Here is a 15,597-nt window from a genome sequence, read left to right as displayed (position 1 = left end):
AAGATTTAATTCATTGAGAGTAGGAATAATTAAATTTAGGAGGGTAAACGCACAGAGATTGAACACCATGACGCATTAGGGCATCAACCTTACTGAGGTGTGATGAGCAGCGTGGAGTTTGGGTTGGCTTTCTTGAAACGGTGATACTGTAATAAGATCAAGGTGGCGAGATCGTCATCAACAGCATAGAAATACGCTTCAGGAACATCCAGCACTGTAGCAAACCGAGAAACCAACCCAAAATCTGGCGCACTGACTTCTCTTTCATATTGGCTCATACGAGAGCTTGCCGTTTCCTCATCCAGACCAGCTAGACAACCGAGCTCTGCCTGCTTTAATCCCTTATTCACTCGGCCTAGGATTCACATTCGAAGAATTGAATGCTCTCAATCAGCTATCCCTCGACGAACTGTTTATCGTCAGCCGGGCATCGGCGCAGTTTATGTCGATCACCGTTCGTCACGACATTCTAAAGCAGATCCTGACGCTGTCCCATCAGGAAGCGCAACGCCAGCAACAGATAAATCGCGCCATCAGATTGGGAGGATCTATTGCACTCCTGAATCATTTTTTTGGCCTCACCTCAAATGAAGTCTGCGCTCGCCGCCGATTGCTGGGTGTCACCATCCCTTATGGCCGAACGCCTATTCCCGATGAAACCGTTGATACCGAAATCTGGCTGTCATGGCAAAAGAAACGCACTGAAAACCTTGATACACCTGACGCGCTGGAAGCAATGATGCAGGTTACTGAATCATTGTCTTCCCGCGAAAAAGGGCTTTCCCTGATCGCCGTCTGGAACCGTATCACCTTTGTGAGAAAGAAGCACTGAACAGGAGGACATCGCATGCCAGATGAGATCGATCGCGATCAGGAATTTAATGAGCAACGTCTTGAAGAGATGATTGAACAGAATCGTTTTAAGCCAGCAGCTACGCCCTCATTACATTACTGCCGTTTGTGCGGTGAATCCATTCCCGAGAAAAGGAGGAAAACTCTTCCGGGAGTAACAACTTGCACAGAATGCCAAACTATTATTGAACACCGCCAGTACTGATAACAGGATGACATTCGCGCAGAGAAGTTATTTTCTCTGCGCGTTTTTTATTATATGAATAAGTAAGCAACCATGAGGATTTTAAACTGTGAAATACTGAATAGGAAACTACAGCCATTATTATTTATCTGTGTTGGCTCAGACTTGCGCTGGAAGTGTTCTGTGTTGAACACGATTAAACTTAATAGTCAGCAATGCGTGAGGAGCAAGCATAAAGTTACCAGTTTTATCTGGCTGACCAGATATTCAGCCTGAAATTTCTGGTACAACACCAGGTAGCAGTTTTTATCAGGTGCTATTCCGCCTGAAACATTTCCCATTTTTTTCTGAGCTTATCTTTATTTAAGGCCAGACGGTGAGGATGAATGCGCTTTCCTTCAAACATGGATGAGTAAATGCATCTTACTTTGAAGTGTATTGTTAGTTTCTCCGGCTCAATACCCATCAGATTTTCATCAAACAACCGGTGGCAATCTGCTGACAGCAGTATTCCGTTGTCGGTACTCATATTGCCACCCAGAGCATAATCCTCAATGTGGCACGCCTGTAATAATGCGCCAATTTTTTGCCCGGTTACAGCGCAGCAGTGATAAAAATTTTCAAGAACCCGTGTTTTAAAATTAGTCTGCAGGCTTGCTGAACGGCTTGAAATGCTATGGAGATAACGATTGGGATCAATAAGATTAAAATGGCGTAGTGCGGTGAATTTAACAGGTGTAACCAGCCTTGAAGCTAAAACAACCCTGTGCTTAATGGACGGTGCTCTGCACATACGGATGCAGTTTGTAGTCCAATCGGCGATGCTCTTGCGGAGATAGCCTTCGGCTTTCTCACTGTTGGTGGCCACGTTAAGCGCGGCAGTATGGTCAACTCCCGCACTTATCTGCAGCCAGTAACACAGAGTATGTATATAGCAAAATTCACCTGTCAGGAACGGTACTTTCTGCAACGCCGTATTCTTCGCTTTGTTTTTGACAATACGCCAAGCTTCATCACGTGACATACTCCTTAAAAGCTCGAAATACAGCGCACGGTCAAAGTCCTCAGTGACCTCCGTTACCGGGAACTGAAGAGGATTTTTCGGCAGAACGGGAGCATGAACCTGTGGTGGCGGGACCTGAATCACTGCCGGCTGCGGCACGAGTTTTGTATATGTCGTGAATTTACTTATGGCTTCTCGATGGGCAGCCGCTGCACGGGCTTCTTCTGCAATTAGCTGCCTGCGCCGCTCGTCACGCTTTGCCCCCTCTTCGGAAAGAACAAAGCCATCATTAACCAACAGGCTGCGGGGAATTCTCTGGCCTTTTTGAAGCCGCTCCCTGACTTTTAGCTGAATCTCACGTTCGACATCTGTCATCACCCGATGGTATTTATTTTCCGCCTGATGCAGTCTTGAAAGGTTGCCATGACCAGAATATTTTAGCTTTGCGCGTTCAAACGTACTCCTGACTTCGCTCTTTTTTTCAATCAGGGATTCCAGGGATAAAAAATAATAGGGTCGTTCAGATACTAATTTTCGGTATTTCTTCTGTTTCAGTTCACGCGAAAAAACGGATGATGCATCTTCCTCTCTGTTTTTTGAACTATTATCTTCCTGGGGTGAGAGCTGGCTCTGGGGATATGGTTTTCTAAAGGATAATTGTCCTCTTTCCCGTCTCCCCGTTTTTTTTTCCGTGATTCGAGAACGACGCGCAACCTCTTTCTGTTCAATCTGATTCAGCATGCCAGAAATTGTGTTCGCCATGCCATTATCTTCACCAGCATTATTGATGGCTTCAACAAATAATGATGCAAAAACACTGATTTTCATGTTAATCACTCTTTCCTCGGGAATGATTAGTATAAATAATAATTGGCGCTATGCTGACGTACAACACTATTATTTTTTTGAGAGAAAAGCGGCCCCCTCATCCTGCTCCTCCTCGCTCGGAGCTGCCTGACTGGTGGTCCCCAAAGGGCAGTTATGAGCGAGGGGCGCACGCTCGCATTTGTCATCGCCGCCGGGATGCAGGACTAACATTAACATGTGATAATCGTCGGGGAGCAGGTCAAAGCTGCCATTCCATCCCCCTCTCTGTTAACAACGGCCGCTTCACGCCCTGAGACATTCGACAAGCTTTTTATGGCCTCAGTATGGGCGAGCTTCGCTCTTCCAGTGCCAGTAAATATTTCGCTTCGTCGAAGAGGGCCTACAACTTCAGCCTGACGCTAGCGGGTTTCAGCAAACTTGGCCGTGCGACGGTTCATATGACGTTAGCAGGCTAAAGATCCCGACTATCGTCTGAAAGGCATCTTCGCCGCAATGATGTGCGTCATCGAACATTCGGGGACATTATCGCCTTCATGTCACTGGTAAGCGCCTCTGCCCGCTTTTCCAAAGCTGCTAGCATGAGGTCTTTTTTATCCTTTAAACTAACTAGAGAATAGAAAGGTTCACTATTCGTGCAGGTCAAACGTGAGATTGTAAAGTCATCATGATGCGGTATTAATGCGCGATAGTTTCCTTGAGAGATAAACATAAAACGGGCATTAGGATGTTCGCTAAGTAACATATATTTATTATTGCAAAAAAAAGTGTCGCGCGTATCATATTTCATGGAAAATTCGAAACCAAATTTGATGATAGAAAGCGCTTGTACATTAAATGCAATATATGAAATATAGCCAATAATAAACAGCGGAGCAAAAATCGACATTGAATAGTTAATGTCAACAGAAGAATTTCTCTTTATCTTTTTTGTTTGCGAGGTGATAGAGGATAAAAAAGCAATAAAAATAAAGTAAATGACATAATAGAAGATAAAAATAAAAAGTAACGCTGTGACTACCGTTATGAGTTTATTGAATGTGGTGTCAAAAGGAATATCCCATGAATTAGATGTTAACGAACGAGCGAGATAGTATGAGATAAATGACACGATTAGCCATGAATATTTAACTGCTAGTTTTACTCTCAGGGCTATGGTTTTTTCTTTGTTATCGATTGATTTTATATGGGATACAATGGTGTAGATAATTAATATTGCAGTTATGAATATTAACGTATTCGGAATGACGATGCTAGTATAATTGGATATTTTAAAGGAAACGCAAGTTAACAAAAACAGTAATGTCGAAAGTAATGCCACTCTTGGCGTTTTTTTATGATTATTCCGAAATCGAGTAACAGATTGATTAAACGATATTTTACGCCAGTAAAATCGCACAATTAACCCGCTAAAGATAATCATACCAAACCAAATAACAATGGGGTATAGCTGCGTTCTCTTCGGCGTGACAACGAATATTGCCATATAGAACAATAAAAAGTGCGCGACACCAAAGTTTAATGAATTCCATATTTTTTTCATAGAGGATCTGTTTAATAATAAGTTATTCTATTGAGTTTTAGAGTTCTTCTTTATAACAGACGCCAGCAAAAACAGGAAAGTAAATTATGGTCGCGGAAAGGAAAAAAGTGAATTGCAACAGATTTAACAGACATATCAGAGGATATGTTCGCGGATTTTCTTCAATCCCCATCCTCTGAACAATGCATTTTAGGCAATGCCTGATACGTTCGAGCGGTGGAACCTATTAAACATGCAGCAATACCCACTACTTCCCCCCTTCTGACACAAGGCTGTCTGTCAGATTAGGTATACCCATAACTTACAATAGTGCCAACTCAAAACCAAGCTAAACAGCCACCCGTTCAAACAATTACCACGCTATTTATTTTCTCTCTCACTTCCTTTTTGATTTTAGCATTTCCCTCCTAACGCTGATATCGCACGCTAATCGTGCCACCTTCCACTGGCGAGCTTTATGGACGTTTATTCGTCCGGGTCGAGTATTGCTCTTTAAAAATACGAATCGGGCTGTCACGCAACCAAAATTCAGGGTGCCGCTGAATGTTCTCGCTGACCCGTTGAAACCGGAATGCAGAATCGGGATGTGATCAATTGAGTTAGTTCACCATGACTTTTTATTAAAGGAAATAGTATGAGAAAACCTACCTATCACGTATTTGTCACTCAGGAAAACCAGCCCAATTCTAACGGAGAGAAAAACACGTACTGGACAAAAGTCGGCGTGGCGTTCGCTCATAACGGAAAACCTGGATTGAACATCGTACTGACACCCGGTATTGCTGTCTCCGGCAAGCTGGTGCTCCTTGAGCCGAGAGACGATAGCGACACACAGCAAGCCCCCCAGCACGATTAACGCACCCTCCTCACGCACCTCTCCCCTGCCACCGCCAGCCTGATGACTACGTGTGGCTCGACTTTTTACCGAGGCAACTATGCTTTCCCCCACTGCCTTTCTGGTGGCGGCCATGCAGTGTGCCGCCACGATTCACCCCTCCACCGCGTTTGATGTGGCTAAAGTGGAATTCAGCTTTAATCCTTACGCCATCGCTGAAATTGTGCCAAGGGAAGAAAGAGCGCCCGGTAGCGTAGGCGTCATTTCTCATCAGCCCACCAGCAAACAAACTGCCGCCAACATCATCAAGCGGGTAGCAGCGAAAGGTCGCCGCTATTCGGTCGGGCTGATGCAAATCACCAGTACCAACTTTCGCCATTACGGCGTAACAGCACATGACTTGTTAGATCCCTGCACCAATCTGTCTGTTTTTGAGCGAATACTCACCGACTGCTACCAACGCGGTGGCACGCTGAAAATAGCACTCAGTTGTTACTATTCCGACAATTTCGATACGGGTCAGCAGCCAGAATCCGCCTTTAACCAAACCAGTTATATTCAGCGTATTGGCTATGCGGTCCCGTCTACGCGGGAAGATCTCAACCGCAGTACCACCAGCCAATCCACATCAGATGTTCATTATCCGACCACCGTACTGCGCAGTGAACTTACCGATAAAGCCACACCGGTTTTGACCTCCCTGCACTATCCCGACGCCATCATTCGCGGCGATGTATCCATGCCTGTAATTATAGACGAACTTGAACAGGCTCCCGTCAGCCACGATTAAAGGCATGCCTGTTTAACAGAATAGAAAGAAACGTCAGAACCCGTCGATGAGAAAGTCTATTGCAGCCTTTACCTGAGAACGGTACTGCGAAGCATCACAAAACACCGCACCCAGGGCCTGGACAGGGATACTTGCCAGCTCGTGGGTCATTACGGCGTATTCTTTGCCGTCCGTCAGCCTGACGACGGGGACAAGGCGATCCGGTCGGCGGCCTGCCGGATACTTTTCAATAGGGAGCAATGGGATCACTATCCGACGATTCAATCGTCCAATAATATCGCTCGTGACATCGAGCAACAGCGGGTAAACGACGCTTTTCCCGGTATTACCGTATACAGTGAATTGCATGGTTAAAACGTCCTGTATTCATCGCTGAAACAACCCTGCTCATCATGAAAACGATTTAGTGCTGCGAGAGCCTCCCTGTTTTCTTCTTGCCATTTTTTCGCTTCATGATAGCGAAGCTCTGCATCCAGGGCGGTTGTCAGGGTAGCACTCAGATTAATGCCCGCTTCACGCGCTCTTACCAGTAAGGCACGCTCTACTGTCATGGTCACGCTCTGCGTGTTGCGTTGTTTCGCGGTCATGGTTTCTCTCCTGTATGAAATACGTGCGCATTACACGGCATAATACACTTATCATAACACCAAAAACAGGCTCTGCTACCGTTGCAGTCCTGCAAACTTCACAGTCAGCCGCCATACCTGGGCCGTCGTTTAGCAATCAGCGGTGTACAAACGCCGTTTGCGGGATGCGCGGGCTCTTTGCCGCCCGCACCGCAGCCTGCGAATTTTCCGGGCATCGAATGCCCGGAAAATTCGCAGGGAAATTAATCTCCCTGAGACTTCTGTCACTCTGCCGCCCCGCAATAAGGTTAAAGCCGCACTCCTTTGCGGCTTATCATCACCGACTCAAATTTTACCCATCAGGTAACGATGCGCTTTTGAGGCGGCGCTGGCCGCTTTGAAAACATAGCGCTTGTCGTTTTTCAGCGCCTGGAGCCATGAGGCAATATAGCTTTCATGCTGCACCTCTCCAACAATCCCCAAATCCGCCATCAGAAAAGCACTTCCCAGCTCCGCCACTAATTCCTCCTCCGCATAATCTGCACTGCCAAATTTTCCTTTCATTTCACGGTTAAGGCGTTTTTTACTACCGCTCCAGTGAACCAGTTCATGCAGGCCGGTAGCATAGAAATTAGCTGCATCTGAAAACAGATGGCGCTCCGGCAACCAGACTTCATCGGTAGACGGTCTGAAAAAGGCATTTTGTCCTTTCTCAATGATGTTTGCGCCGCTCTTCTGGAACAGATTTTCAGCCTCCGGCAACGGGTCAAAGGTTGCTTCTGGGCTGACGGTTTCAGTTGTCAGTGGAAGGCCATCAATTTGTTCAACATTGAACACATTGAAGGTCTTCAGCATCGGGATCTGGTCGATTTCACCGTCTTCGTTTTCTTTCTCTAAGGTTGTATAGAAAATGGCTGTCGTGCCGTGCTCGCCTTTGCGAACCTGCCCATCTACTGCCTGTGCTTGTTTGTAGGTCATCCAGCGTGAATCATCGAAGCCCTGTTCTGACGCTCTGCACCACAACAGCATGATATTCATTCCGCTATACGCGATACCGGTTGCGAAGTTGGAAGGCAACCCAGACATGCCCGGCACTCGTTGCCACGGGCAAGACCATGGTTTTACACCGGCTTCCAGCGCGGCGATGATGCTGTCGGTGACGGTCTGGTAAATATCGGTTTTGGTTTTAGAAAATTTCGTTTTTAAGGAGCCTGACTGCTCCAGCGGGGATACGCTGGTAGCCGCTGCGGTGTTAGGGGCGCTAGTCTGGGTATGCAGGGAAATCGTCATGGTTTTTTCTCCGTCAGTGGTGTGATTTTCGTCTTCGTATCGCCTGACGGTTCGCTTTCCCGGCATCGTTCCGGTCAGCAAGGGCGCAGAATGCGTGCCATTTACCCTTGCGGGACGGGTTGTGTTGGGAAACGATTAAACGGAAGCTGATACGGGAACGGAAGGCACACGGGAGAAAAACTGACCCTGCATAGGCGGGCGTAGCGCCCCTTGGTTCGCAGAGGGGAAATGGATTTGGGGTTTGGGGTTTGGGCGGATGATTTTAGTTCTTCGTGATAAACGTAGATAAATGGTCATCCGTGCCGATTAAGACGGGAGCATTTACGCCGCTCAGGCCTATTTCACATCAACTCCATCGTGCAGATAGTCACTTAAAATGTAAGGGGTTATAATCAAGAAGGCCTATCTGAATATAAGGACAATTTCAATGTCAGACAGCTTGCTTGTTCGAGCCAGTAGGGATGGAGATCAATTTCACTATCTTTGGGCTGCCCGCAGAGCCCTCCGATTGTTAGACCCTAAAGCGTCTTTAACTGCAATTACCATTGAAGGTGCTTCGACAGCGGAAATGGGATCACAACCATCGGTGGAGGAAGGCGAAGAGATCATTGATATTGCCGAATACTATGGCAGTAATGAGTTCGAGCAAGCTACTACTGTCAGATATATGCAATTGAAGCATTCAACATTACATGCTGAAACTGCATGGCCCCCCAGCGGATTACAGAAAACGATAGAAGGATTCGCTAAACGGTATAAAGAACTTTTGCAGCGATTTCCTGCTGAATCTTTGCATACTAAGCTTGAATTATGGTTTGTCACTAACCGCCCTGTCAGTACGAGTTTCAGTGAAGCAATTACAGATATGGCAAATCAACGCCCTCCTCGCCATCCAGACGACCTTGCTAAACTAAAAAAATTCACAGGTCTGGAAGATCAAAGGTTGGTGTCCTTTTGCCAAATGCTTCGCATTGAAGAACGACAGGATGGTTACTGGGAACAGCGAAATATTCTCCTGAGAGAATCTAACGGATATCTCCCCGATCTCGACACCCAAGCCCCTCTGAACCTAAAAGAACTGATTACCCGGAAAGCGCTATCAGAAAGTGTGTCAGATCCTGCTATTACCAGAATGGATGTTTTACGTGTGTTAGGGGTAGACGAAACAGATCTGTTCCCCGCACCTTGCCTGATAGAGAAAATTGATAATGTGATACCTCGAATACAAGAGGTTTCACTGGTCAAAAATATTGTTGAGTCCATGGGCTCACCTATCATCGTTCATGCAGACGCTGGTGTCGGCAAATCAATTTTCTCAACCCGCATTCATCAACACCTGCCTGAGGGGTCAGTCAGTATCCTGTATGACTGCTTTGGTAATGGTCAATATCGCAATGCTTCAGCCTATCGCCATCATCACCGAACTGCATTAGTACAGATTGCCAATGAGATAGCCTCATATGGTCTATGCCATCCTTTAATTCCGAACGCGAGTACTGACATTTCTCACTATATGCGGGCATTTATGTATCGTATTGCTCAAGGGGTTTCCACGCTTCGGGCGTCACATCCTCAGGCAATATTGTGCATTATTGTTGATGCCGCAGATAATGCACAAATGGCTGCAGAGGAAATCAACGAATCACGTTCATTTATCAGAGATCTACTCAGAGAGGATATTCCCGCAGGCGTTTGTATTGTCGCTCTTTGCAGACCACATAGGCAGAGCCTACTTGATCCACGCCCCGGCACGCCTAGCCTGACTTTACAGCCTTTCGACCGTAGCGAAACTGCCGCACATCTGCGTGGAATATTCCCGGATGCAAATGATCAGGATGTGGATGAATTCCATCGACTGAGCTCTCATAACCCCAGAGTACAGGCGTTATCACTGTCGCGACGTTTATCACTGTCAGAAACATTGAGATTGTTAGGTCCTAATCCCAAAACGGTGGAGGATACTATCGGAGAAGTGCTCGAAGCCGCCATCGGACAGTTGAAAGATGCTACAGGGCATACAGAACGAGCGCAGATCGATTTTATTTGTGCAGCACTGGCGGTACTTCGCCCACTCATTCCCATAGCCATTTTGGCTGCCATCGCTGAAATCGATGAATCCGCAATAAAAAGTTTTGCGTTGGATCTTGGGCGGCCGCTAATCGTCAATGGGGATACTATCCAGTTCTTTGATGAACCCGCTGAGACGTGGTTTCAGGAACGATATCGCCCTAAAGAAAAAGAGCTTCGTCAGTTTATTGCCCGGCTGACGCCATTAACAAAAAATAGTGCCTACGCTGCGTCAGTATTACCACCGTTAATGCTTGAGGCTGGGCAATTTTCGGAACTCGTCACTTTGGCAATGACATCACAAGGGTTGCCAGAAACGAGCCCTATCGAACGCCGTGATATTGAGTTTCAAAGACTGCAGTTTGCCCTGAAAGCAGCATTACGCCTTGAGAAGTATCAGGATGCTGCAAAACTTGCACTTAAAGCAGGTGGAGAAAGTGCTGGCGACAGCAGGCAGCGAAAATTATTGCAGGATAATATTGATCTGACTGCAAAATTTATGGACAGCCGCAGTGTTCAGGAGCTTATTTCACGCCGCGCCTTTTCTGATACTGGTTGGGTTGGGTCACTAAACGTCTACAACTCAGCACTTTTATCGGAATTTCCTGAGCTCTCTGGTGACGCCCGTAGCCGACTGCGTATTGCTCTGGAATGGTTAGATAACTGGAGTTCACTAAACGATGATGAACGCAGAAGAGAAAACGTAACCGCTCAGGATACAGCAGTTATGGCGATCGCCTATCTCAATATTCATGGTGCAGATGAAGCGGCAAGAAGCCTTCGCCAATGGCAACCTCGGGAATTATCTTTCGATGCCGGCATAATCATTGCCAAACAACTACTGGATCATGGCCGTTATACAGAGCTAAACCAGTTAGCTATTGCGGCAGGAAATGATATTGGATTAATTTTGGCTATTATACTGATTGCCAGAAAATTCCATTACCGATTACCTGAACAATCTATAAAGAGAGGCTATCGTTTATTAGCCAGTTCTCATCTGAAAATCAAAATAAGATACTCATTTGATAATCAGACAATAGCAGCAATAACCAGCATGGTTGAAATGGCGCTACAGCTTAATGTCTGTAATGACAACGAAGCTATAACACTTTTAAACCGCTACTTACCCCAATCCGCTCCGAATTCCCTGTCCTCTGAACACAGTAAAGAACGTGTGCAATATATACGAATGTATGCGCTACGCGCGACATTAACTAATTCACCATTAAGTTTGAGTGATATTGCATCTGAAAAGGTCATTGAAGAGATAAACGCTGAAAGCAAGCATAGTGAATCACAGGAACTTCGCGAACTAAAGCAATATAGTGGTGTGTTAATTCCTTGGTATAACTTATGGTCTAAAGCTCTTTTAGGAAAAGTATCCAAGGCTGAGTTAGATAATCAACTCGCTGATGCAAAAAAGTTATCAGCGGAAATAAAAGGTTATTCATACTCGGAACATTCCTCTAGCAGTGATGAAATAGCTAATATCTGGTTCGATATTTTATCTGAAGTCGGAGATATTAGCTGTGCTGATATCGAAGAAATCACTGCATGGTATCAGCATAAAGACAAGCGGGTCTTTACACCGACATTGCACAGATTTTCCCATCTTTGCTCGCAGATAATTGGGCTTGAAAAATTTTCATTTATCTTCGCGCAACAGGCTCTATCTTTGTGGAAAGATGACCACAATGACGCACAAACCAAGGCTGAGAACTATATCGATATAGCTAGATCGCTTATTTTACTCGATAAGTCAGAAGCTCAAGAATATTTTAACTACGCTATTGAGGTCACCAATAAAATCGGTGATGAAAATCTGGAAAGATGGGGAGCATTACTTGATCTGGCGGAATACATTGCCGACAAAAACATAGCGTCACCAGAAATTGCCTATAAATTTTCACGCTGTGCCGAATTAACTCGAGAATATGTTGATCGTGATAAACATTTTGCATGGAATGATACGATCAAAGCGTTGTCTGAATTATGCCCATCTTCCACTCTGGCCATTATTAGTCGTTGGCGAGATCGTACGTTTGGCGATCACCGAAATATACTGGCGCTAACGATAGAACAACTAGTAAAGAAAAATAAAATCAATCCACTTGATGCAACATCATTACTCCCTTTCCGGGAAGAGTGGGACGAAGATAAGTTGTTGATAGCTGCTTTGCCTTTATGTAAAAACGATCAGGACAAACAAACGCTTTTTCAATTGGTTTATAATTACATCCAATTCACCTCACCTCGTTCAGAAAAATTAGCACGAATTAAAACCATTGCTTTATCCATCGGAATAGATCCCACTGTTCTAAATATATACATTTCAGCTGAAGAGCAGTCCAGATCAGATTTGGAATCAACAAGCGACCACGCCACCGAAACTGACGAAAAATCTAAAGCAGCATGGCAAAGAGTTTTTTACATGTGTGATTTATCCACATCCGAAGGGATTTCTATCGCATACCAAAACTTCCGTCATGAACCTGATCTCTATTCAACCGAGTCATTTATTCAAGAGGCGATAACTCTTATTAGTTTTGGCAAAGAAAAAGACTTTATTAACGCTTTTGGTGAATTATCTGAGATCAGCCTTTATAGTTTCGGGACTTTCCTTGAATCCATCCCTCAAGAATGGACAGCCAGATTAAGCATAAAAACAGCTATTGCTTCAGTAACCAAAAGTTACTGCCAGCGGTTCTGCATGCTTATTAGAAAGCATCGCTACTACGAAGTGTTCCCTTTTAAGCTTGCCAGCGAACTTTCCGGGCTCGATGAAGATGAGTTAATCAGTATTGTTCTAAATGCGACATCTGAATCACCAGAACCATCAGATTCACGACAATTGTTTAGCCTTGTCGGGCTATTGGTTGATAAGTTGACCCCAGAAGAAGCATTAAATGTCCTGTCTTATGGGTTGGACTTATTCAATGAAGTATTGAAAGAGGAAGATGGTGATGGCCCATGGGGACCAACATTAATTCCCCCAACTCAGGTAGAGGATTCTCTTGCGGGATATGTATGGGCCAGGCTAGGGTCGCCAGAATCAACCGTTCGCTGGGAAGCCGCTCATGCCGTTTTTATGCTCTGCCGACTAGAACGTTCCGAAGTACTTCAAGCAATATTTCAACATGCTGAAAATTGCTCAACACTACCCTTTTGCGATCGCAATCTCCCCTTCTATAACCTCCATGCTCAATTATGGTTATTAATTGCTGTTGCACGTGCCGCGCAAGATGACGGAAAAGCGCTGATACCCTATACCGATTATTTTTATCACTACGCAACAATTGAACAACCACATGTATTAATCCGCCTTTTTGCCGCCAGAACCCTGCTCGCACTTAATGAAGCTGGGTTGATATCTATAACCGCTCAAGAAAGGGACAACCTTTACAACATAAACCGATCAACTTATGACTCAACCATGAGTCAGTCTGAACGTTTAATGAGCGAAGATTCGTACACTTTTGGTATTGATTTTGGCCCATATTGGTTGAAGCCTTTAGGTCAATGTTTTGGAGTATCTCAAAAGCAACTCGAACCGGAAATGTTATGTATCATCCGCGATGACCTTGGTTTTAAAGGAACCCGTAACTGGGATGAAGATGAGCGGAACAAACGGCGTTATTATCGAGACAGAGATAATCATCACAGCCATGGTTCCTATCCACGTGTTGATGACTACCATTTTTATCTCTCCTATCATGCAATGTTCATGTGCGCTGGAAAGCTACTAGCGACCAAACCTCTGGTTGATAGTCGTTACGACGAAGTAGAAGATGTTTTTCAGGACTGGCTCAAAAGACATGATATTTCACGCCGCGATGGCCGTTGGCTCGCTGATCGGCGAGATCCGCAACCCGAGATCAGACCAAGCTGGATTAATGATACTTCTGGTAATCTCAATGAATGGCTGGGATCAATTTCAGAAAACATTTTTGACAAAGCATTAAGTCCCGCAGTTGGATTGCTGACCGTATGGGGGCACTGGTCAGAGAATCGTACTGATCGAAGAGAATCAGTTTCCGTTTATACGGCCTTAGTTTCACCTGAAAGATCATTCTCTTTACTCCGGGCACTACAAACTGCCGAAAATGTATATGACTATAAAATTTCCAGTGCTGGTGAGGATATGGAAATTGATCATATGTCCTATCAATTAAAGGGGTGGATTAAAGACATCAGTGAATATAAAGGCATTGATAAACACGACCCATGGGCTGGTGATGTGACATTCCCGTTACCTAAGCCAGCGCCGTTTATCGTTGAAGCCATGAAATTAACTACGGATAAAGACCAGCGAGTATGGCATACCACTCATAGCACCGAACCAGAAATGATCTCCAGTATCTGGGGTAACCTAGCAGAAAAAAATGAAGACGAAAAACCAAGTGGTCATAAACTTTGCGCCTCTGTAGATTTTATCAAAAACGTGTTAACTACATTAAACATGGATCTCATTATAGAGGTTGATGTAAATCGCTACTCGCGGAGTGACAGATATGGGCGGAGTAATGAAAATGAGCTCGAGAATATCCCCTCAAGTACCAGAATCTTCCTCGTTAAACATGACGGAACCTTCCGAACGCTACACGGCAATTATACAACTGGGGAAAAAGCTGGTTGAAGAACTTGAGTTAAACAATTCTGTTGATACGTTAGGCCGTTGGATGGCTCACCATATTGCAGAACTGATTTACGACGCAGAAAATACCACGAATGAAACTATGCGCATCGCGAAACAGTTGGAGATCAGGGACTCTGTTTGGGCCTTCTGGGCTAACCGCTACGAATTACCATTTGGCAATAAGCCATTTAAAGAGCTAGAACCCATCCTAAGGGCTTTAGAAAGTCTTGATCCTGAAAACCAACAGCCGAGATATTTCTTTCCCAACCTAGGGCTAACGAATAGAGAAAAGGAATCTACGGAAACTCAGAAATGGTTAAAAGTGGCCGAAAATATCGATTCGTCTTCAAAAATCCTGATTGATTATTGCCTCTCTTTAGCCGCAGAAAATTCTATTGATAAGTCTCAAGAATGGGTGGAGCTGGCACAAAAAGCTGGATTAGACGACGACATTGATCTAATTGAATTTCGTATTTTTCAATTACGTGGTAACCCAGCAAACACAACTCATCCCAGCAGTGCGCAACGGCGAGTTCTGGAAAAACGACAAAAAAATCTTGCCGCATTTCTTTCATTGGCCACTCAGTTAGACGAACAACTCAAATCACAACTTGAGGCCCTACCAGTAATTGAAGATGAGCCAGAAAAAGACGGTGACGATGTTTAAGATGACACATTTCTAGTATTCATGACAATTAAATAAACATATTACGCTCTAGCCCAAAACGTTGTGATTCCCCTTAACATTTAGTAAAAGGAGTTTTTATGTCAGTATCCAGATTTTTGATAGAGAACAACGGTTCAAATCAGAACAATATAAAGCTCGCCATAAGCAAAACCTATCATCTATGCAAAGATGCAGGACTGCAGCGAATCTGACCTGCCCCCAGGATTAGATACAACACTCAGTTAGTAATGTCGGATCCTTCACTCTCAGAATTACCCTTTCTCCAGGCCGCCGCAAATTCAGACGGCGTCTGATAATTCAGCGCGGAGTGCGGAC

11 protein-coding genes and 1 pseudogene are annotated in these 15,597 nt (G+C 44.9%); 6 read left to right on the top strand and 6 right to left on the bottom strand.

From position 1 onward, the window contains the following. Positions 1-89 precede the first annotated feature (89 nt). On the bottom strand, positions 90-362 hold the full coding sequence (locus JG725_RS00065; protein ID WP_199377163.1) for a helix-turn-helix domain-containing protein: 273 nt from the start codon (positions 360-362) through the stop codon (positions 90-92). Here JG725_RS00065 and JG725_RS00060 point away from each other — a divergent pair. Together JG725_RS00060 and JG725_RS00055 are read left to right on the top strand one after the other, a co-directional pair. Further along, positions 344-858: pseudogene (locus tag JG725_RS00060) on the top strand (DUF2857 domain-containing protein); the annotation flags it as partial. The gene JG725_RS00065 and the pseudogene JG725_RS00060 overlap by 19 nt on opposite strands. Further along, positions 848-1,057, top strand: a complete 210-nt coding sequence (locus JG725_RS00055) for a TraR/DksA family transcriptional regulator (protein ID WP_199376010.1) — start codon at positions 848-850, stop codon at positions 1,055-1,057. The pseudogene JG725_RS00060 and the gene JG725_RS00055, both read left to right, overlap by 11 nt. 295 nt (positions 1,058-1,352) lie before the next feature. Here the strand turns inward: JG725_RS00055 and JG725_RS00050 are convergent, their stop codons facing one another. Continuing rightward, positions 1,353-2,867 (bottom strand): HNH endonuclease, encoded by a 1,515-nt coding sequence (locus JG725_RS00050; protein ID WP_233356278.1) that lies wholly within the window; start codon positions 2,865-2,867, stop codon positions 1,353-1,355. Between the two features lie 502 nt (positions 2,868-3,369). Next, on the bottom strand, positions 3,370-4,407 hold the full coding sequence (locus JG725_RS00040) for a hypothetical protein (RefSeq protein ID WP_199376008.1): 1,038 nt from the start codon (positions 4,405-4,407) through the stop codon (positions 3,370-3,372). 634 nt (positions 4,408-5,041) lie between these two features. On the opposite strand from JG725_RS00040, the gene JG725_RS00035 reads away from it, so the two are divergent. Together JG725_RS00035 and JG725_RS00030 are read left to right on the top strand one after the other, a co-directional pair. Beyond that, a complete protein-coding gene (locus tag JG725_RS00035) occupies positions 5,042-5,263 on the top strand; it encodes a hypothetical protein (RefSeq protein ID WP_199376006.1) in 222 nt (73 codons plus the stop codon). Positions 5,264-5,342: 79 nt separating this feature from the next. Beyond that, positions 5,343-6,032 carry a lytic transglycosylase domain-containing protein gene (locus JG725_RS00030; RefSeq protein WP_199376004.1) on the top strand — a complete coding sequence of 230 codons (690 nt, stop codon included), beginning with the start codon at positions 5,343-5,345 and terminating at the stop codon, positions 6,030-6,032. Between the two features lie 33 nt (positions 6,033-6,065). Here JG725_RS00030 and JG725_RS00025 read toward each other — a convergent pair whose 3' ends face one another. From JG725_RS00025 to JG725_RS00015, 3 genes are all read right to left on the bottom strand, one after another. Further along, complete coding sequence (locus JG725_RS00025) at positions 6,066-6,380, bottom strand: CcdB family protein (RefSeq protein WP_199376002.1); 315 nt, start codon at positions 6,378-6,380, stop codon at positions 6,066-6,068. Positions 6,381-6,382: 2 nt separating this feature from the next. Then, a complete protein-coding gene (locus JG725_RS00020) occupies positions 6,383-6,619 on the bottom strand; it encodes a type II toxin-antitoxin system CcdA family antitoxin (RefSeq protein WP_014699357.1) in 237 nt (78 codons plus the stop codon). A gap of 324 nt (positions 6,620-6,943) precedes the next feature. After that, entirely contained in the window at positions 6,944-7,888 is a 945-nt protein-coding gene (locus tag JG725_RS00015; RefSeq protein ID WP_199376000.1) for an ArdC family protein, read from the bottom strand. A gap of 427 nt (positions 7,889-8,315) precedes the next feature. On the opposite strand from JG725_RS00015, the gene avs3a reads away from it, so the two are divergent. Together avs3a and avs3b are read left to right on the top strand one after the other, a co-directional pair. Continuing rightward, complete coding sequence (gene avs3a / locus JG725_RS00010) at positions 8,316-14,594, top strand: AVAST type 3 anti-phage nuclease/ATPase Avs3a (protein WP_199375998.1); 6,279 nt, start codon at positions 8,316-8,318, stop codon at positions 14,592-14,594. Next, on the top strand, positions 14,536-15,261 hold the full coding sequence (gene avs3b / locus JG725_RS00005; protein ID WP_199375996.1) for an AVAST type 3 anti-phage proein Avs3b: 726 nt from the start codon (positions 14,536-14,538) through the stop codon (positions 15,259-15,261). The genes avs3a and avs3b overlap by 59 nt, the downstream gene beginning before the upstream one ends. The last annotated feature ends 336 nt before the right edge of the window (positions 15,262-15,597 follow it).

The sequence above is a fragment of the Brenneria sp. L3-3C-1 genome, from assembly GCF_016456245.1.
Classification (GTDB): domain Bacteria; phylum Pseudomonadota; class Gammaproteobacteria; order Enterobacterales; family Enterobacteriaceae; genus Brenneria.
Note: the sequence above shows the minus strand (reverse complement) of the source record. Positions and strands in the feature narration are given on the sequence as shown.